The sequence below is a fragment of the Streptomyces roseus genome (assembly GCF_001044425.1).
GTDB classification, from domain to species: domain Bacteria; phylum Actinomycetota; class Actinomycetes; order Streptomycetales; family Streptomycetaceae; genus Streptomyces; species Streptomyces roseus.
On record NZ_LFML01000091.1, the window covers coordinates 1 to 17,315 of the forward strand.

The 17,315-nt window shown below is 72.3% G+C and carries 16 protein-coding genes; 6 read left to right on the forward strand and 10 right to left on the reverse strand.

Translation table 11 applies throughout. The annotated features are described in order from the left end of the window. Positions 1–175 precede the first annotated feature (175 nt). A complete protein-coding gene (locus ACS04_RS22305; protein ID WP_048478488.1) occupies positions 176–706 on the forward strand; it encodes an amino-acid N-acetyltransferase in 531 nt (176 codons plus the stop codon). A 165-nt stretch (positions 707–871) separates the two neighbouring features. Beyond that, positions 872–1,207: a histone-like nucleoid-structuring protein Lsr2 gene (locus ACS04_RS22310; RefSeq protein WP_048478489.1), complete on the forward strand. Its 336-nt coding sequence runs from the start codon at positions 872–874 to the stop codon at positions 1,205–1,207. On the opposite strand, the gene ACS04_RS22315 is transcribed toward ACS04_RS22310, so the two are convergent. Further along, positions 1,189–1,833 carry an SCO3374 family protein gene (locus ACS04_RS22315; RefSeq protein WP_048478490.1) on the reverse strand — a complete coding sequence of 215 codons (645 nt, stop codon included), beginning with the start codon at positions 1,831–1,833 and terminating at the stop codon, positions 1,189–1,191. The two genes, ACS04_RS22310 and ACS04_RS22315, sit on opposite strands and share 19 nt — an antisense overlap. A gap of 450 nt (positions 1,834–2,283) precedes the next feature. Between ACS04_RS22315 and ACS04_RS22320 the strand changes: the two genes are divergently transcribed. Both ACS04_RS22320 and ACS04_RS22325 read left to right on the forward strand, forming a co-directional pair. After that, positions 2,284–4,809, forward strand: a complete 2,526-nt coding sequence (locus tag ACS04_RS22320; protein ID WP_048478491.1) for an ATP-dependent Clp protease ATP-binding subunit — start codon at positions 2,284–2,286, stop codon at positions 4,807–4,809. Positions 4,810–5,310: 501 nt separating this feature from the next. After that, positions 5,311–5,964, forward strand: coding sequence for a M23 family metallopeptidase (locus tag ACS04_RS22325; protein WP_048478492.1), 654 nt, complete (start codon positions 5,311–5,313; stop codon positions 5,962–5,964). A gap of 46 nt (positions 5,965–6,010) precedes the next feature. Here ACS04_RS22325 and ACS04_RS40085 read toward each other — a convergent pair whose 3' ends face one another. The 7 genes from ACS04_RS40085 to ACS04_RS22360 all read right to left on the reverse strand — a co-directional run bounded on the left by ACS04_RS40085 (position 6,011) and on the right by ACS04_RS22360 (position 12,399). Beyond that, a complete protein-coding gene (locus ACS04_RS40085) occupies positions 6,011–7,186 on the reverse strand; it encodes a LamG domain-containing protein (protein WP_048478493.1) in 1,176 nt (391 codons plus the stop codon). A 114-nt stretch (positions 7,187–7,300) separates the two neighbouring features. Next, the gene (gene cseC / locus ACS04_RS22335; protein WP_048478494.1) at positions 7,301–8,614 is read right to left on the reverse strand and encodes a two-component system sensor histidine kinase CseC; all 1,314 of its coding nucleotides are present in this window, start codon (positions 8,612–8,614) and stop codon (positions 7,301–7,303) included. After that, positions 8,611–9,324 (reverse strand): two-component system response regulator CseB, encoded by a 714-nt coding sequence (gene cseB / locus ACS04_RS22340; protein ID WP_048478495.1) that lies wholly within the window; start codon positions 9,322–9,324, stop codon positions 8,611–8,613. Before cseB ends, cseC begins: the two co-directional genes overlap by 4 nt. 30 nt (positions 9,325–9,354) lie before the next feature. After that, positions 9,355–9,993 carry a hypothetical protein gene (locus tag ACS04_RS22345; RefSeq protein ID WP_048478502.1) on the reverse strand — a complete coding sequence of 213 codons (639 nt, stop codon included), beginning with the start codon at positions 9,991–9,993 and terminating at the stop codon, positions 9,355–9,357. A gap of 38 nt (positions 9,994–10,031) precedes the next feature. Next, positions 10,032–10,604, reverse strand: coding sequence for a SigE family RNA polymerase sigma factor (locus ACS04_RS22350; protein WP_048478496.1), 573 nt, complete (start codon positions 10,602–10,604; stop codon positions 10,032–10,034). A gap of 180 nt (positions 10,605–10,784) precedes the next feature. After that, complete coding sequence (locus tag ACS04_RS22355; protein WP_048478497.1) at positions 10,785–11,762, reverse strand: HhH-GPD family protein; 978 nt, start codon at positions 11,760–11,762, stop codon at positions 10,785–10,787. Positions 11,763–11,784: 22 nt separating this feature from the next. After that, the gene (locus ACS04_RS22360) at positions 11,785–12,399 is read right to left on the reverse strand and encodes a phosphatase PAP2 family protein (RefSeq protein WP_048478498.1); all 615 of its coding nucleotides are present in this window, start codon (positions 12,397–12,399) and stop codon (positions 11,785–11,787) included. A gap of 169 nt (positions 12,400–12,568) precedes the next feature. Between ACS04_RS22360 and ACS04_RS22365 the strand changes: the two genes are divergently transcribed. Then, positions 12,569–13,360 carry a hypothetical protein gene (locus ACS04_RS22365; RefSeq protein ID WP_342449514.1) on the forward strand — a complete coding sequence of 264 codons (792 nt, stop codon included), beginning with the start codon at positions 12,569–12,571 and terminating at the stop codon, positions 13,358–13,360. A gap of 66 nt (positions 13,361–13,426) precedes the next feature. Here the strand turns inward: ACS04_RS22365 and disA are convergent, their stop codons facing one another. Together disA and radA are read right to left on the reverse strand one after the other, a co-directional pair. After that, on the reverse strand, positions 13,427–14,551 hold the full coding sequence (gene disA, locus ACS04_RS22370) for a DNA integrity scanning diadenylate cyclase DisA (protein WP_030158457.1): 1,125 nt from the start codon (positions 14,549–14,551) through the stop codon (positions 13,427–13,429). Positions 14,552–14,715: 164 nt separating this feature from the next. Beyond that, the gene (radA, locus tag ACS04_RS22375) at positions 14,716–16,119 is read right to left on the reverse strand and encodes a DNA repair protein RadA (RefSeq protein WP_048478500.1); all 1,404 of its coding nucleotides are present in this window, start codon (positions 16,117–16,119) and stop codon (positions 14,716–14,718) included. Positions 16,120–16,360: 241 nt separating this feature from the next. On the opposite strand from radA, the gene ACS04_RS22380 reads away from it, so the two are divergent. Continuing rightward, positions 16,361–17,315 (forward strand): RNA polymerase sigma factor (locus ACS04_RS22380; RefSeq protein ID WP_048478501.1); only part of this gene is annotated, 955 nt, incomplete at its 3' end.

Sequence of the window (17,315 nt, forward strand, 5' to 3'; positions counted from 1 at the left end):
CGCACCGGCGAAGGGCGCGAACGCGGAGGCCGAACCGGCCATCGCCCGCGTGACCCAGTGGGGCGAGATCCGCCACCGCTTCCTCGCCCCTGCCCCCGAGCCACCCGCCGAACCGCCTTCCGCCGAAGGGGACTCCGCCGGACGTGGCCCCAGGCCCGGGCGATAGCGTCCGGGCATGGGTGAGTTTTCCGCTGAACACGCAAGAACAGTGACGATCCGCCGTGCCCGCACCGGTGATGTTCCCGCGCTGAGACGTCTCCTCGACCAGTACGTGCAGCAGCGGATCCTCCTCGACAAAGCCCCTGTCGTCCTTTACGAGGACATCCAGGAGTTCTGGGTCGCGGAACGCGACGGGGACGGTCAGGTCGTCGGCTGCGGCGCTCTCCACGTCATGTGGGAAGACCTGGCCGAAGTCCGCACTCTCGCGGTGGACCGCGAGTTGAAGGGCGCCGGAGTCGGCCATCGGCTGCTGCGGCAGTTGTTGGACACCGCGCGGACCCTCGGCGTCGCCAAGGTTTTCTGCCTGACCTTCGAAGTGGACTTCTTCGCGAAGCACGGCTTCGTAGAGATCGGGGAGACCCCGGTCGAGACGGATGTCTACATGGAGCTCCTGCGTTCCTATGACGAGGGCGTCGCCGAGTTCCTCGGTCTCGAACGAGTGAAGCCGAACACCTTGGGCAACAGTCGGATGCTTCTGCACCTCTGAACGATCACGGCGGCTTTTCCCGTGCTCCGCGCACCTGTGGCCTATGTCCGAATCGCGCACGTTTCCCGCCGCGTTGCGGTCTCGAACCTCTCGCCGGGGGTTTGTGTTTTCCAGGGAAAAGCGGTTTCCTTTCCGCGTACTGCTTTTCGATGAAAGGAAATCCCGGTGGCACAGAAGGTTCAGGTCCTTCTTGTCGACGACCTCGACGGTGGCGAGGCGGACGAGACCGTGACGTTCGCTCTGGATGGCAAGACCTACGAGATCGACCTCACCACCGCCAACGCGGAGAAGCTGCGTTCCGCGCTCGCCGACTACGTGAAGGGCGCCCGCCGCACCGGTGGCCGCGCCTCCGGTGGTCGCGCCAAGACCCGTACGGCCGCGGCGTCCGGAAACCCGGACACCGCCGAGATCCGCGCGTGGGCCAAGGCCCAGGGGATGAGCGTCAACGACCGCGGGCGCGTCCCGCAGGAGATCCGCGAGGCCTACGAGAACCGGGCCTGACCCACCAGGGTCTGACCCGGCCGGCCCGCACGGGGCCCGGCCGCGGCGCCCCGCGAGGGCGTACGCCGCCACAGGCGCGCCCGGTGGCATTCCGTCGCCGCCGCCGCGACCAGGCGTACGAGATCGGGCCCGGCACCACCGTGCCGGGGACCGGCGCCCTGCCCCGGACCGGGCAGGGAGGGCAGCAGCGCCTCACACCCCTGCTCGGGGGGTCGCAACCACACGGCGGCCCCCCGGGGACCTCCCCCGGGGTGTCCCGGCGGGACCGGGGCCGAGATCCGGCCGCCGGAGCCCAGCGCGGTGAGGTCCAGGGCGACCCCGCCCCACTCCAGCCACTCCAGCAGGCCGTCCAGCTCCTCCGCGCTCCCCGGGGCCACCAGGAAGCCCGTCCGGCGCCCGGAGAACACCACCGGGCCCGTGGCGACCGGTCCGCGCAGCAGGCGCTCCCCGGCATCGGCCGGCAGCTCCAGCACGTCGAACCGCACCCCGGTGACCAGCTCGGCGGGTGGCCCTTCCGCAAGGGGCCAGCCGAGCACCCCCTCGTACCAGGACGCGTACGCGTCCCGGGACGGATCCGCGGGTGAATCCTCGGGCGCGACGCGGGGCGGCGGAACGGTGACGGCCATGACCGGAGCAACTCCGGAGCGCCACCGGGGTTACGCAGTGCGCCGACAACAATGCGGAACGTAAACGTCCGTCGAGGTGGAGTCCCACATTCGGGACGCAATCGTGTTCGCCCGTAGCGGAGGGAACCGGTGCCGTCGGCATGGAGTGTCAGTGCGTACGGGTAAGACATTCCTAGTGGATCGGGGCGACACGCTGATTTGGGCGGCTTCCGTTCGCCATCGGCGTACACGTGTGACGGGTATCTGCCTGGCCTGCGGGAACATCGTCTCGCACCATCGGGTTGGAGCAGTTGTCGGCTGTTGAAGCCGGTTTTCCCCACTGACGTGGGGGTGATCGCGGACGGATGTCGGCAGTTGGAATGAGCTGTCCCGCCCCGCGGGACTAGCATGCGGAGGGACAGGGCGGGGACCGACCCCGAACTGCCCGACCGCTCTGAGGAGCGATAAACGATGTTCGAGAGGTTCACCGACCGCGCGCGGCGGGTTGTCGTCCTGGCTCAGGAAGAAGCCCGGATGCTCAACCACAACTACATCGGCACCGAGCACATCCTCCTGGGCTTGATCCACGAGGGTGAGGGTGTCGCCGCTAAGGCCCTGGAGAGCCTCGGGATTTCGCTCGAGGCTGTTCGCCAGCAGGTTGAGGAGATCATCGGTCAGGGGCAGCAGGCCCCGTCCGGCCACATCCCCTTCACCCCGCGGGCGAAGAAGGTCCTGGAGCTTTCGCTCCGAGAGGCCCTCCAGCTCGGCCACAACTACATCGGCACCGAGCACATCCTGCTCGGCCTCATTCGCGAGGGCGAGGGCGTCGCCGCCCAGGTCCTGGTGAAGCTGGGCGCCGATCTCAACCGAGTCCGGCAGCAGGTCATCCAGCTGCTCTCCGGCTACTCCGGCGGAGGCAAGGAGTCGGCCACGGCCGGCGGCCCGGCCGAGGGCACCCCCTCGACCTCCCTCGTCCTGGACCAGTTCGGCCGCAATCTCACGCAGGCCGCCCGCGAATCCAAGCTCGACCCGGTCATCGGGCGCGAGAAGGAGATCGAGCGGGTCATGCAGGTCCTGTCCCGCCGTACCAAGAACAACCCGGTCCTCATCGGCGAGCCCGGCGTCGGCAAGACCGCCGTCGTCGAGGGCCTGGCCCAGGCGATCGTCAAGGGCGAGGTTCCCGAGACGCTGAAGGACAAGCACCTCTACACGCTTGACCTCGGCGCCCTGGTCGCGGGTTCCCGCTACCGCGGTGACTTCGAGGAGCGCCTGAAGAAGGTGCTCAAGGAGATCCGCACCCGCGGCGACATCATCCTGTTCATCGACGAGCTCCACACCCTCGTGGGTGCGGGTGCCGCCGAGGGCGCGATCGACGCCGCCAGCATCCTCAAGCCCATGCTGGCCCGTGGTGAGCTCCAGACCATCGGTGCCACGACGCTGGACGAGTACCGCAAGCACCTCGAGAAGGACGCGGCCCTCGAGCGCCGCTTCCAGCCGATCCAGGTGGCGGAGCCTTCCCTCCCCCACACGATCGAGATCCTCAAGGGGCTGCGCGACCGCTACGAGGCCCACCACCGCGTCTCCATCACGGACGAGGCCCTGGTCCAGGCGGCGACGCTGGCCGACCGGTACATCTCGGACCGCTTCCTGCCGGACAAGGCGATCGACCTGATCGACGAGGCCGGATCCCGGATGCGCATCCGCCGGATGACCGCGCCGCCGGACCTCCGCGAGTTCGACGAGAAGATCGCGGGCGTGCGCCGCGACAAGGAGTCGGCCATCGACTCCCAGGACTTCGAGAAGGCAGCCTCCCTGCGCGACAAGGAGAAGCAGCTGCTGGCGGCGAAGGCCAAGCGCGAGAAGGAATGGAAGGCCGGCGACATGGACGTCGTCGCCGAGGTCGACGGCGAGCTCATCGCCGAGGTCCTCGCGACCGCGACCGGTATTCCCGTCTTCAAGCTCACCGAGGAGGAGTCCTCGCGACTGCTCCGCATGGAAGACGAGCTCCACCGCCGGGTCATCGGCCAGAAGGACGCCATCAAGGCGCTCTCCCAGGCGATCCGCCGCACCCGTGCGGGTCTGAAGGACCCGAAGCGCCCCGGTGGCTCGTTCATCTTCGCCGGCCCGTCCGGCGTCGGTAAGACCGAGCTCTCCAAGACGCTCGCCGAATTCCTCTTCGGCGACGAGGACGCGCTGATCTCCCTCGACATGTCGGAGTTCAGCGAGAAGCACACCGTCTCGCGCCTCTTCGGTTCGCCCCCCGGCTACGTGGGCTACGAAGAGGGCGGCCAGCTCACCGAGAAGGTGCGCCGCAAGCCGTTCTCCGTCGTCCTCTTCGACGAGGTCGAGAAGGCCCACCCGGATATCTTCAATTCCCTTCTCCAGATCCTGGAGGACGGTCGCCTGACCGACTCCCAGGGCCGGGTCGTGGACTTCAAGAACACGGTCATCATCATGACGACCAACCTGGGTACGCGGGACATCTCGAAGGGCTTCAACCTCGGTTTCGCCGCCGTCGGCGACACCAAGACCGGCTACGACCGGATGAAGGCGAAGGTCAACGAAGAGCTCAAGCAGCACTTCCGGCCCGAGTTCCTGAACCGTGTCGACGACACGGTCGTCTTCCACCAGCTCACCGAGGAAGACATCATCCAGATCGTCGACCTCATGATCGCCAAGGTCGACGAGCGCCTGAAGGACCGCGACATGGGCATCGAGCTGAGCGGTGACGCGAAGCTCCTGCTCGCCAAGCGCGGCTACGACCCGATCCTGGGTGCCCGGCCGCTGCGCCGGACCATCCAGCGCGAGATCGAGGACGTGCTGTCGGAGAAGATCCTCTTCGGCGAGCTGCGCCCCGGTCACATCGTGGTCGTCGGCAAGGAGGGTGACGGCGAAGAGGCCAAGTTCACCTTCCGCGGCGAGGAGAAGTCGGCCCTGCCGGACCTCCCCCCGATCGAGGCCACGGGCTCCGGCCCGGACCTGTCGAAGGGCGCGTAACGCGCGGGCGGCAGTTGTACCGAGGGGCGGCCCCGGAACCACACGGTTCCGGGGCCGCCCCTTTTGCCGCGGGTACGCGGGTACGCGGGTACGCGGGCGCCGAAGCGGCGTACGGGCCTTGGGCCGGGTCCCGGGCCGGCTTCCCGGGCCGCATCCCGGTCCCGGTCGCAGACCGGCCGGTTGCGGGGCTTCTGTCCTCCGCAGGGCGGCAAACGTCCCGGAGCCGGTGACAAGCCGCACAGGGCAAAACGGACCTACTAGGGCGTCTCGTAGGTTTGGTGTCCGTTTTGCCCCTGTCGTGCCGGGGTCTCGGCCCAGTCGGGAGGCGGTCAACCGGCTGCGTCACACCCCACGGGCCTACGAGCCCCGGTAGTAATCGGGAGGTTTGGGTATACCGCGGGGCACGGGTTACCAAGGGTGGGCAAGCCCGGCATCCGCTCTCCAGCGTGCCGGGTGGCTTCTTGCCCGAACCGCCCTTGTCCCCGGCCCGGAGGTCTCCCTGTGTCCGCGAAGCGCAGCATCACCCGTCGTACCCGTCTCGCCGTCGGTGCCACCGCTCTCGGTGCCGTCCTGGCTCTCGGGGCGGGGACGACCGCCGCCTTCGCCGACACGGCCCCGGAGACCACCCTGACCGGCACCGCCCAGCTGGTCGCGGCCCAGGCCAAGGCCCAGGCCGCCAAGGCCGCCGCTGCCGCCAAGGCGGACGCCGCCAAGGCCGCCGCCGCCAAGGCCGTCATCGCCTGGCAGAAGCCGGTCGCGAGGTACACGCTCTCCGCGACCTTCGGCAAGGGCGGCACCATGTGGTCCCACAAGCACTCGGGCCAGGACTTCGCGTGCCCCGTCGGCACCCCGGTCAAGGCCGCCTCCGCGGGCACCGTCGTCAAGGCGGGTCCGAACGGCGGCGGCGACGGCCCGGCGTACGGCAACGCCATTGTGATCAAGCACGCGAACAACACCTACTCGCAGTACGCGCACCTCTCGAAGATCCAGGTCCGGATCGGCCAGAAGGTCGGCAAGGGCTCGCAGATCGCGCTGTCGGGCAACACCGGCAACTCCAGCGGCCCGCACCTGCACTTCGAGATCCGCACCACCCCGAACTACGGCTCGGCCGTGAACCCGGTCGCCTTCCTGCGCAACGCCGGCGTCACGGTCTGATCCCCGCGGGACCCCGACCGGGACGGGCCGGGCCCGGAAGCCGGGCTCAGAACAGGAGCCAGGAGCCGGCCGGCTTCGTCTTCGCGTCCACCCGGCCCGGCTTGTAGGCGGCGATCTGGGCGGGCGAGAGCGCCGAGCCGTAGACGTGCACGGTGTCCATCGCCCCGCTCCACGGAGCGGTCCACTTGTCCTCGTGGCGGGAGCGCGCCAGCTGGAGCGGTCCCGGCGCGGCGAAGACGCCCGGGACGGCGGCCTCGCCGGTCTTCTTCCCGTTGACGTAGAGGGCGATCTGCTTGCGCTCGGCGTCGTAGGTCCCGGTCAGGGTGGAGAAGGTCTTCTCCATCTTCGGGCTCTCGCCGGTGACGGTCACGGCGGTCGCCTCGGCCCCCTGGTCGCCGGTCTGGACGCGGAAGACCCAGGCCGGCTTGCCGTTCACCTGGTCCAGGCCCAGCTCGAACGCGAACGACTTCTCGTTGCCCTGGCTGACGGCGATCTGGCGCCCCTTCGGCGCCCGGTTCCAGACGTGGGCCGAGACGGTGAAGCTCTTGCCCGTGTCCACCACGGCCTTCTGGGACTCGGCGTACGAGTTCTCGTTGCCCTTCGTACGGACCTCGAAGCGCGTATCGATCGGGAAGACCCCGGCGTCGGGGCCCATCTTCAGCGGCGCCTTCCCGCTGCGGTCCCGGAGCTGGGTCGGGTCGTCCTTGACGGTCGGGGTGTTGTCGACCGGCGTCTTGCTCTTGGACCCGCTGGGGGAGGGCGAGGCCGACACGCTCGGGGACGGCTTGTCGTCCAGCGCCTCGTTCCCGCCCTTGTCGTCGCCGCCCAGCAGCAGGAACGCTCCGCCACCGCCGAGCAGCGCCAGTACGGTCACCACGCCGCCGATCGTCCACAGCCGCTTCTTGCGCCTCTCGGCCGCCGAGCGGTCCGCCATCGCCTCCCAGTCCGGCTGGTCCGGCGCCGGGGCGAACGGGCCCGGAGCGCCGGGGAAGCCGGGACCGCCCGGAGCGCCCGGCGGCGGGGGCGCGCCCACGTCCGGGAGCCCCTGGGCCCACTGCTGCGGGGCCGGGCCGAAGCCACCGCCGCCGTCCTGGGCCGGAGCACCGGGCGGGTAGCCGTAGCCGGTCGCGGGGGCCGGCGGGGCGGGCGGGAACCCGTAGCCCCCGTTCCCCGGGGCGGGCTGGGGCTGGGGGCTGCTGGGAGGATTCGTACCGTCGGTCATCCAGGGATGCTAAAACACCGGCCCGCACACGCGTACGGCCCGGTCCACGTCGGATCGCGGCACGCGGGCGCGGCCGGTCGCGGTCCGCCCCGGCAGGCAGTGCCCCGCGCCCCCCTACTCCGACAGTTTGATGATCGGGAAGCTGCCGGTCGCCGTCGGCGCCTGCTCCGGCAGCCACAGCACCGCCACCGCGCCGGCCGCCGCGCCCTCGCGGTCCACGCCGCCCGGGACCGCCACGTTGCGGAACGTCAGCCGGGCGCCCAGCACCCGCGCCTGCCCCTCCGCGATGGTCAGCCCCAGCCCGTGCCCGACGCCCGCCCGGTCCGTGGACCCGGTGCGGAAGCGGCTCGGCCCCTCGCGCAGCAGCGCCTCCGGGAAGCCCGGCCCGTGGTCCCGGACCCGTACGACCCGGCCCTCGATGTCGACCTGGACCGGCGGCTGCCCGTACCGCGCCGCGTTGGCCAGCAGGTTGCCCAGGATCCGCTCCAGCCGCCGCGGGTCGGTGCTGACGATCTCGTCCGCGACCACCCGTACCGAGGCCTCCGGCATCAGGGCGGTCACCCGCCGGCTCACGAACTCGCCCAGCGCCACGTCCTGGAGCTCCGCCCGCTCGGACGTGCTGTCCAGCCGGGCCACCTCCAGTACGTCCTCGACCAGTGCCCGCATCGCCTGCGCCCGGTCGCGCACCAGCTCCGTCGGCCGGCCCGGGGGCAGCAGCTCCGCCGCCGTGAGCAGGCCCGTGACCGGGGTCCGCAGCTCGTGCGCGATGTCCGCGGTCACCCGCCGCTCGGCCTCCAGGCGCTGCTGGAGCGCGTCGGCCATGGCGTCCACGGCCCGCGCGAGGTCGTCGGTCTCGTCCCGTACGACGCCGCCGACCGCGTCCCGCACCCGTACGTCGGGATCCCCGTGCGCCACCCGCTGCGCGGCGGCCGCGGCCTTGCGCAGCCGGCGCGAGATCTGCCCGCCGATGAGCACGCCGAGCGCGGCGCCCGCGACCACGACGGAGATCGACCCGACGACCAGGGCCCGGTCCAGGTCGCGCACCATGTTGGCGCTCTCCTTGAACTCGTTGTGCAGCGAGAGCACCTGCCCGTTCCCGAGCGGCACCGCGGCCCACACCTCCGGCACCCCCTTGCGCGACTCCTGGATGTACGTGCCGCGCCGCCCCGACCGCGCCTTCTCGCGCAGCGCGGCGGGCAGCTCGGGGTCGTTGACCTTCGCCCCGAGGACGGGCTTGCGCCCGGCCTCGACGAAGCGGGCGATGACGTTCACGTTCGCGAGCTGGGCCTCGCGGGCGCTCTCCAGCATCGAGACGCGGGCAGCGCTGTGCACGACCAGGCTCAGTGCCACGGCGACGAGCGCGCCGACGGCCGCGATGGCGAGCGTGATCTTCCAGCGGATCCCCGTACGGAGGGTGAAGCGCCTCATGCCTTCAGCTTGTATCCGAATCCCCGGACCGTTTCGATCCGGTCCTGTCCGATCTTGGTGCGCAGTCGCTGGACGTGGACGTCCACGACGCGGGTGTCACCACCCCAGTCGTAGTCCCAGACCCGCTCCAGCAGGCGGTCGCGGGAGAGAACGGTGCCGGGCGCGGAGGAGAATTCCAGGAGCAGCCGCATCTCGGTCGGCGTCAGCGCCACCGGGGCGCCGGCCTTGCGGACCTCCATGCCCTCGGTGTCGACCTCCAGGTCGCCGAAGGCCAGCACCCCGCGCTCCTCGGAGCCGTTCTCGTCGTGCGCGCCCGGGCGGCCGTTCTGCGGGCCGCCCGCGTGGCCGAAGCGGCGCAGCACCGCGCGGATGCGGGCGACGAGGACCGAGCCGTCGAAGGGCTTGGTGACGTAGTCGTCGGCGCCCGCCTCCAGGCCCAGGACCACGTCGATCGAGTCCGCGCGCGCCGACAGCATGATCACCGGGACGGTGGACTCGTCGCGGATCCGGCGGCACAGGCTCACGCCGTCCATGCCGGGCACCATCACGTCGAGCAGGGCGATGTCGGGGCGGTCGGCGCGGAAGGACTCCAGTCCGGACAGGCCGTCGGGCATGGCCGTGACCACGAACCCGTCGCGTTCCAGCGCCAGGGTCGTGGCCTCGCGGATGACGTCGTCGTCCTCCACGAACAGGACATGGGTCTCGGCCATGCGGGAGCCTCGCCTCGGTTGCTCGGTACGTCAGTTCTTCTGGGTGACGGCGGGGGCGGGCTGGGCCCCGCCGTCGATGTTGCTGTAGTCGGTGTGCACGCGGTCCTGCTCGGCGAACTTCTCCCCGCTCCAGCGGTACGTGATCACGTCCTCGCCGGACGGATACGCGAGCGCGTCGCTCTTGCCGTACACCGGCCTGGTGACCACCAGGTCGCCCCGGTCGATCTCCGCGTAGACGGGCGGCTGCTCGTCCGAGAACACATTCTCGTACGTCCCGCCCTCCGACCTGTACACGTAGGAGCCCCGCCCCAGCGCGTCGGCGCAGGACAGCACGTTGACCACGATGTCGACGACCGAGTTCCCGGTGACCTTCCCGTAGCTCACGTCGATCGGGTAGTCCTTGCCCGCGCAGGGCTTGAGGTCCCGCTTGACCTCGGCGCTGACCTTGGGGTCCGCCTTGAGCAGCGCGACCGGGTCGACCTTCTTCGCGGGCTTGCCCGAGGCGCCGGTCGTGGCCGGGACGTGGTCGGGCGGGGCGGGCGTCGGCGAACCGGTCTTGGACACGGGGTCGGTGTGGGCGGGCCCGCCGTCACGCAGACCGGTCCCGCCGGCGCTGCAACCGGCCGCGAACAGCACAGTGCCGGCGAGGACGACCGTCCCCGCCGACATCAGCACCAGCGAACTCCTGCCCCTTGGGCATTGGCCGTTCAGGCCGCGCACCGCTCACGCCCCTCGTACCGGATGGTGTGGTCACCGCGGTGGTCACCGCGCTCCAGCGCGCGCATGTCCAGGTCCCGGCTCTCCAGTTCCTGCCGGAGGCGGGCCAGTGCGCGGTGCAGGGTGCTCTTCACAGTACCCGCAGACATCCCGAGCGCGGCGGCGGTCTCCTCGGTGCTCATCTGCTCCCAGTGCCGCAGCACGACCACGCTGCGCTGCTTGGGGGCGAGCACCTTGAGGATGTCCATCAGCAGGGCGCGGTCGGCGCGCTGGTCGGAGCCGTCCTCGACGGAGGCGTCCGGGAGCTGCTCGGTGGGGACCTCTTCGAGCTTGCGGGCGCGCCACCACTCGGTACGGGTGTTGATCATGACGCGGCGCATGTAGGCGTCGGCGAGGGACTTGTCGGCGATGCCGTCCCAGCGGCCGTACGTGCGCACGAGGGCGGTCTGCAGGAGGTCCTGCGCGTCCGTGGGGTCCGGAACCAGGCGCCGGGCACTGCGCAGGAGGGCGTCCTGCCGAGTGCGTACGTACTCTTCGAATCCGAGTACCTCGCCGTGCGCCATCTCAGACCGCCTCCGTCCCGTGCAACCGCTCGTCCGTCGCCTCTCGCCTTACGGATCCGAAGGTACGGAGGGGTTGTCACGGGCCTGTGCGAGCCAGCCTTCGGTGGGCGCACGGACACCCATAGGTTGTGTAACAGAGCCGTGAGCTGGGGTTTCACCGGGACAAGCGGAATCTCGGACTCAGTTTGTGTCGGGGCTCGCCGGGGTGCTCGCGGCGGGGCTGGTGGGGGTGGCCGCCGGGGAGCCCTGGGGCAGCCGGTACAGCCCCGCGGCGAGCGGCTCGACCAGTCCGTCGGAGACCAGCCCGTCCAGTGCCCGGGCCCGCTGCACCGGCTCGTCCCAGACCGTGTCGAGCACGGCCTGCGGAACCGGCCCGACCGCCTCCCGCAGCACCGCGAGGAGCTTGCCGCGCACCTGCCGGTCGGTTCCCGCGTACGTCTGCCCGCGCCGCGGCGGCCCGTCGTGGGCCGGCTTCCCCGCCAGACGCCACGCGCACAGCCCGGCCACCGGGCAGCGCGCGCAGTCCGGGGACTTGGCGGTGCACACCAGGGCGCCGAGTTCCATCGAGGCCGCCGCCCAGCGCGCCGCGGTGCCCTCGTCCTCGGGCAGCAGCTCCCTGGCCAGGCGCCGCTCGGCCGCGGTGGTGGCGTTCGGCGGGTACTCCACGCCGGTCGTGGTGCGGGCGAAGACCCGGCGCACGTTGGTGTCGAGGACGGCGTGCCGCTGCCCGTACGCGAAGGAGGCCACGGCCGCCGCCGTGTACTCGCCGATCCCGGGCAGCGCGAGCAGCTGCGCGTGCTCCCGCGGTACGTCGCCCCCGTGCCGCTCCGTTATCGCGACGGCCGCTCCGTGCAGGCGCAGGGCCCGCCTCGGGTAGCCGAGCCGCCCCCAGGCCCGTACGGCCTCGCCGGGGGCCTCGGCGGCCAGGGCGGCGGGGCGGGGCCAGCGGGCGAGCCACTGCTCGTACACCGGAAGGACCCGGCTGACCGGGGTCTGCTGGAGCATGAACTCGCTGACCATGACCCCCCAGGGGCCGGCCTCGGGGCGGCGCCAGGGCAGGTCGCGGGCATGCTCCTCGAACCAGGCGATGACCGGGGAGTGCAGCGCGTGGGACGCGTCGGGGGACGTTCGGGGCGAAGGGCTGGTGGATGAAGTCATGGCAACGGCATCCTGGCACGTTTCAGGGCCGCCGCGCGGGGCCCGGGCCGGTGAACCAGACAGCGGCGCGCCCCCCGCTCGCCCGCATGGCGGCGGTGATCGTACTGATCGGACCGGTCAGGGCGGGGACGGCGAGCGCGGCGAGCGCCCCGCCGAGCAGCAGCCCGGCCAGTACGTCGTGGGGGTAGTGGACGCCCACGAAGACCCGGGAGAAGGCCATCAGCACCGCGAGCGGGACGGCCGCGAGCGCGAGGCGGGGTACGGCGAGGGCCAGCGCGACGGCGGCGGCGCCCGCGATGGCGGAGTGGTTGCTGGGGAACGACCAGTCGCCGGGGGCGGGGCAGGCGATGAGCGGGGCGGCGGCCCCGGCGACCGCCCGACAGGGCCGCTCCTCGTCCACGGCGGACTTCAGGAGCTCCGAGGCGGCGTACGCGAGGGCGGCGGCGAGCGGCGCGGTGAGGGCGAGGGCGACGGGCCGCGGGTCCGTCCGGGCGCGCGCCCGCCACCACACGGCGATGAAGAGCAGACCGAAGAGGAGGAGCCCGTACTCCGTCCAGACCTCGAACGCCGACCGCACCCAGCCGGGGGCACTGCGGGCGGAACCGGTGATTTCGCGGTAGAGGCCGGAGGAGTCCATGCTCACCGACCGTACTCAAAGCCGATCAAATCCGGCGTCGGACTCTTGGCTGATTCTCGACGGTACCCGGTCCCTCCGCAGGATGATCATCGGCAAAACAAGCCGGTTGCGCGGCATGTGGGGCGCGGATCGGGCCGCGGACTCTCGTAAAGTTCCGTCCGTGGGATCTATGCGCAATCCGGTCGGGCCGCTCCCCTCCTCCATCTACTGGCGACGGAGGGCTGTGCTGGCGTCCGTCGTCGCGCTCCTCGCGCTCCTCGCCGTATGGGCCGTCAGTTCCGGCGGGGGCAGGTCGAGTACGAACGGCAAGGGCGGCGGCAAGGAGCCGAAGCCCGTCACGTCGATCACCCCGGGGCCGGCGGGCACGGGTCCGGCGATCACTCAGGCGCCGGGCGGGCGCGCCGAGTCGGGCGGCGGCGCGGGCAAGAACGGTGAGCCGGGCGGCACTTCGGGGTCCGGTTCCGCTTCGGGCGGTGTCGCCGGGGCCGGCGGCAGCGGCGGCGCGGGCGGCACGGCGGGCGGCGGCTCATCCCAGGTCGCGGCCGACTCCCCCCTCCCCACCTGCGCCCCGGGCGGGCTGCAGTGGGAGGTCAAGAGCGTGAAGAACGAGTACGAGCCGAGCGAGAAGCCCCGCCTCGAACTGGTCGCGCGCAATGTCTCCGGTACGACCTGCAAGGTCGATCTCGGCCCGAAGCAGGCGGTCCTGACCATCCTCCAGGCGAGCACGAGCAAGGCGGTGTGGTCATCGGCGGACTGCCCGTCGGGCGCGGGCAACGCGTTCTTCCGGGTCCCGGCGCAGGGCGAGACGAAGCAGTCGCTGGAGTGGGACCGCAAGTTCAGCGCCCCCGACCAGTGCCAGACGCCCCCGGCGGGGGCGGCGGCCGCGGACACGTACGTGGTGGAGGTCAAGTCCCCGGGCATGCCGGTCGCCCGGACCTCGTTCGTGCTCAAGCAGGACTGAGGCGGGCGGGACCGGGCCCGACGGGACCGGGCCCCGCGTCGGTGGTGTGAGGACCGCCTCAGGGGATCAGACGTACCGTTCCAGGATCGAGGACTCCGCGAGGCGGGACAGCCCCTCGCGGACGCTCCGGGCGCGGGCCTCGCCGACGCCGTCCACGGCCTGGAGGTCGTCCACCGACGCGGCCAGCAGCTTCTGCAGGCCGCCGAAGTGCTCCACCAGCCGCTCGATGATGGCGCCCGGCAGCCGCGGAACCTTCGCCAGCAGGCGGTAACCCCGCGGGGACACCGCCGAGTCCAGCGTCTCGGGCGAGCCCGTGTACCCCAGGGCCCGCGCCACGATCGCCAGCTCCAGCAGCTCCGGGTGCGTCAGCGCGTCCAGCGCCGGCAGCGCTTCCTCCACCGTGCGCGAGCGCTTCGCGGTCGGCTCCGGAACGTAGTCCCGGATCACCAGCTCCCGCTCCTGCTCGATCCCGACCGTCAACTCGTCCAGCTGGAGCGACAGCAGTCGCCCGTCCGTGCCCAGCTCGACCACGTATTCAGCGATTTCCGTGGCAATGCGGCGGACCATTTCCAGCCGCTGCGCGACCGCCGTCACGTCGCGCACCGTGACCAGGTCCTCGATCTCCAGTGCGGACAGCGTCCCGGCGACCTCGTCCAGGCGGAGCTTGTACCGCTCCAGCGTGGCCAGCGCCTGGTTCGCCCGCGACAGGATCGCCCCGGACTCCTCCAGGACCCGCCGCTCCCCGTCCACGTACAGCGCGATCAGCCGCATCGACTGCGACACCGAGACGACGGGGAACCCGCACTGCTTGGAGACCCGGTCCGCGGTCCGGTGCCGCGTGCCCGTCTCCTCCGTCGGGATCGACGCGTCCGGCACCAGCTGGACGCCCGCCCGCAGGATCTTGGTGAGGTCCTTGTCGAGGATCAGCGCACCGTCGAGCTTGCACAGCTCGCGCAGCCGGGTCGCGGTGAACTCCACGTCCAGCACGAAACCGCCCGTGCACATCGCTTCGACGGCCTTGTCCATGCCGAGGACGATCAGGCCGCCCGTGTTGCCGCGGACGATCCGTTCCAGACCGTCGCGCAGGGGCTGACCGGGGGCGACCGCACTCAGCGAGGCACGCATGAGCGCGTCGTGCTTGGAGCTCGCGCCGGACTTCCCGGGTGCTGCTGCCCCGTCCTTGGCTGCCACTGCACTCCTCCGGTCGCGGGTTGCGCCGCCTGCGTACGGCCGGGCGGACCAGCACAAAGTCTACCGGCGCGCGCTGCGGCCCCGCCGTGGCTTGGCCAGGTGCGCCCCCGCGGGACCCCGTACGGGCCCCTTCGCACCCCCGCCCACCAGCGGCTACCCGCCCGTTATTCCTTGGCCGCCGCCCGCGAGCGCCCGCGCGGCAGCACCCGCAGCGCGTCGCCCATGTCCGCGACCTCGATCACCTTCATCCCGGCCGGCACCTTCCCCGGATCGCCCGGCACCAGCGCGTGCGTGAAGCCGAGCCGGTGCGCCTCGGCGAGCCGCCGCTGCACACCCGTCACCCGCCGCACCTCGCCCGCGAGCCCGACCTCGCCGATGGCGACGAGGTTCTTGGGCAGCGGCACGTCGCTCGCCGCCGAGGCCAGCGCGAGGGCGATCGCCAGGTCGGCGGCCGGCTCGGTCAGCTTCACCCCGCCCACGGTGGCCGAGTAGATGTCGCGCTTGCCGAGCGCGGTGATCCGGCCGCGCTGCTCCAGCACCGCCAGCATCATCGAGACGCGCGAGGTCTCCAGCCCCGAGGTGGTCCGCCGGGGCGAGGGGATCTGCGAGTCCACGGTCAGCGCCTGCACCTCGGCGACCAGCGGGCGCTTGCCCTCCAGAGTCACCGTCAGGCAGGTCCCCGGGACAGCCTCGGCACGCCGGGTCAGGAACAACCCGCTCGGGTCGGCGAGCCCGGTGATCCCCTCGTCGTGCAGCTCGAAGCAGCCGACCTCGTCGGTGGCGCCGTACCGGTTCTTCACGCCTCGTACGAGGCGCAGGCGCGCGTGCCGGTCGCCCTCGAAACTGAGGACCACGTCGACGAGGTGCTCCAGCAGGCGGGGGCCGGCGATCGCCCCGTCCTTGGTGACGTGCCCGACGAGCAGGGTGGCCATCCCGCGCTCCTTGGAGGCGCGGATCAGCGCCCCGGCGACCTCGCGGACCTGGGCCATGCCGCCGGGCGCGCCGTCGATCTCGGGGGAGGCGACGGTCTGGACGGAGTCCAGGACCAGCAGCGAGGGCTGTACGGCGTCGAGGTGGCCCAGGACGGCGGAAAGGTCGGTCTCGGCGGCGAGGAAGAGGTGGTCGTTCAGCGCGTTGATCCGGTCGGCCCGCAGCCGCACCTGGCTGGCCGACTCCTCGCCCGTGACGTAGAGCGTGCGGTGCGCCTCGCCGGCCGCCTTCGCCGCGACGTCGAGCAGCAGCGTCGACTTCCCGACGCCCGGCTCGCCGGCCAGCAGCACGACGGCGCCGGGCACGAGCCCGCCGCCCAGCACCCGGTCCAGCTCGTCCACGCCGGTGCTGCGGGCGGTCGCGGTCCGGCCGTCGACCTGGGCGATCGGGAGGGCGGGCGCGGAGACGCGGCCCGCGGCGGTCGTCCGTACGGCGGGCGCGCCGCCCATCTCCTCGACGGTGCCCCACGCCTGGCACTCGGGGCAGCGCCCGAGCCATTTCGCGGTCGTCCAGCCGCACTCGGAGCAGCGGTAGGACGGCCGGTCCTTGGCGGATGAACGAGATGTACGGGCAGCCATGCGCCCCACGGTATCCGGCGCCTGTGACAGCGCGGGCCGGCCGGCGGGGGAGCGGCGGCCGGGCCGGATGGAGACCCGGTGGACGGTCCGGTGGACGGCCCGGCGGAGGGCCGGGCGGAGGGCCCGTGCAGGGCCCGGCGTCAGGGCCGCGGTCAGCAGACCTTCGATCTGTTCACCCGTAAGGGCTAAAACAGCTGAAGGCTTCACGGCCGTCACCGGCGCGCCGCCTACCTTCGCCAGGGTGAGCAGCAGCAATCAGGAAAGCCCCGCCCAGCGCACCGGCGCACACCGGGCGCACGGGCGCACGCCCCCCGAGGGCCCCGATGCACTCGGGGGCTCCGGGGGAGAACAGCCGTCCCAGTCGCCGCCCCCGTTCCGGCACGAGCCGTACCTGGACGGCCTGTTCACCTACTGCCTGTCGGTCCTCTGCGACCACGACGCCGCGACCGACGTGCTCGCCGAGGTGCTCGCCGTCGCCGAGCGGTACCCCGGCCGCTGTCCCGACGAGGGCGACCGGCGGGCCTGGCTGTACGCCCTCGCCCGCTGGGCCTGCCTGCGGCGGCTGGCCGAGCACCGGCGGAGCCGGGCGGGAGCGCATTCCGCCCGGCGCACGCCGGAGCGCTCGGACGCCGAGCGCGCGCCGCAGGAGTACCGTTCCGGCACCGGGTCCGCCCCCGGCTCCGGGTCCGGTTCCGGTTTCCTGGACGTGTCCGCGTACCGGCGCACCGAGCTGGCCCGCCTCGCCTGGCCCGAGGCCGCCGGGACCACGCCCGCGCAGCGCGAGGCCCTCGAACTCGCCGTCCGCCACCGCCTCGGCGTCCCCGAGCTCGCGGCGGTCCTCGGCACGCCCCCCGTCCTCGCCCGCGAGCTGCTGGCCGGAGCCGCCTGCGAGGTGGAGCGGACCCGAGCGGCCCTCGCCGTGGTCGAGACGGGCGGCTGCCCCTCCGTGTCCCGGCTCACCGGTGAGGGCGACGGGCAGGTGCTGCTGTCCACCACCCTGCGCGCCGAGCTGGTCCGCCACGTCGACGACTGCCCGCGCTGCCGCCGCGTCGCCGAACGCGTGAACGCCGCCGCCCCCTGGCCCGGCACCGGCGGCATCGACGCGGCCCTCCCGCTGGTCCCCGCCCCGCGCACCGCCGTCCGCGCGGCCATGGTCCGCTCCGGCGGCCGGCGCGGGCGCCGCCCCGGCCCGCGCT

What these genes read in the sequence shown, in the direction of transcription:
- ACS04_RS22350 (WP_048478496.1), bottom strand. Translation starts at nt 10,604, where the DNA reads ATGGCGCACGGCGAGGTACTCGGATTCGAAGAGTACGTACGCACTCGG.
- ACS04_RS22345 (WP_048478502.1), bottom strand. Translation starts at nt 9,993, where the DNA reads ATGTCGGCGGGGACGGTCGTCCTCGCCGGCACTGTGCTGTTCGCGGCC.
- ACS04_RS22305 (WP_048478488.1), top strand. Translation starts at nt 176, where the DNA reads ATGGGTGAGTTTTCCGCTGAACACGCAAGAACAGTGACGATCCGCCGT.
- ACS04_RS22365 (WP_342449514.1), top strand. Translation starts at nt 12,569, where the DNA reads ATGCGCAATCCGGTCGGGCCGCTCCCCTCCTCCATCTACTGGCGACGG.
- ACS04_RS22360 (WP_048478498.1), bottom strand. Translation starts at nt 12,399, where the DNA reads ATGGACTCCTCCGGCCTCTACCGCGAAATCACCGGTTCCGCCCGCAGT.
- cseC (WP_048478494.1), bottom strand. Translation starts at nt 8,614, where the DNA reads ATGAGGCGCTTCACCCTCCGTACGGGGATCCGCTGGAAGATCACGCTC.
- ACS04_RS22355 (WP_048478497.1), bottom strand. Translation starts at nt 11,762, where the DNA reads ATGACTTCATCCACCAGCCCTTCGCCCCGAACGTCCCCCGACGCGTCC.
- ACS04_RS22320 (WP_048478491.1), top strand. Translation starts at nt 2,284, where the DNA reads ATGTTCGAGAGGTTCACCGACCGCGCGCGGCGGGTTGTCGTCCTGGCT.
- ACS04_RS40085 (WP_048478493.1), bottom strand. Translation starts at nt 7,186, where the DNA reads ATGACCGACGGTACGAATCCTCCCAGCAGCCCCCAGCCCCAGCCCGCC.
- ACS04_RS22315 (WP_048478490.1), bottom strand. Translation starts at nt 1,833, where the DNA reads ATGGCCGTCACCGTTCCGCCGCCCCGCGTCGCGCCCGAGGATTCACCC.
- radA (WP_048478500.1), bottom strand. Translation starts at nt 16,119, where the DNA reads ATGGCTGCCCGTACATCTCGTTCATCCGCCAAGGACCGGCCGTCCTAC.
- cseB (WP_048478495.1), bottom strand. Translation starts at nt 9,324, where the DNA reads ATGGCCGAGACCCATGTCCTGTTCGTGGAGGACGACGACGTCATCCGC.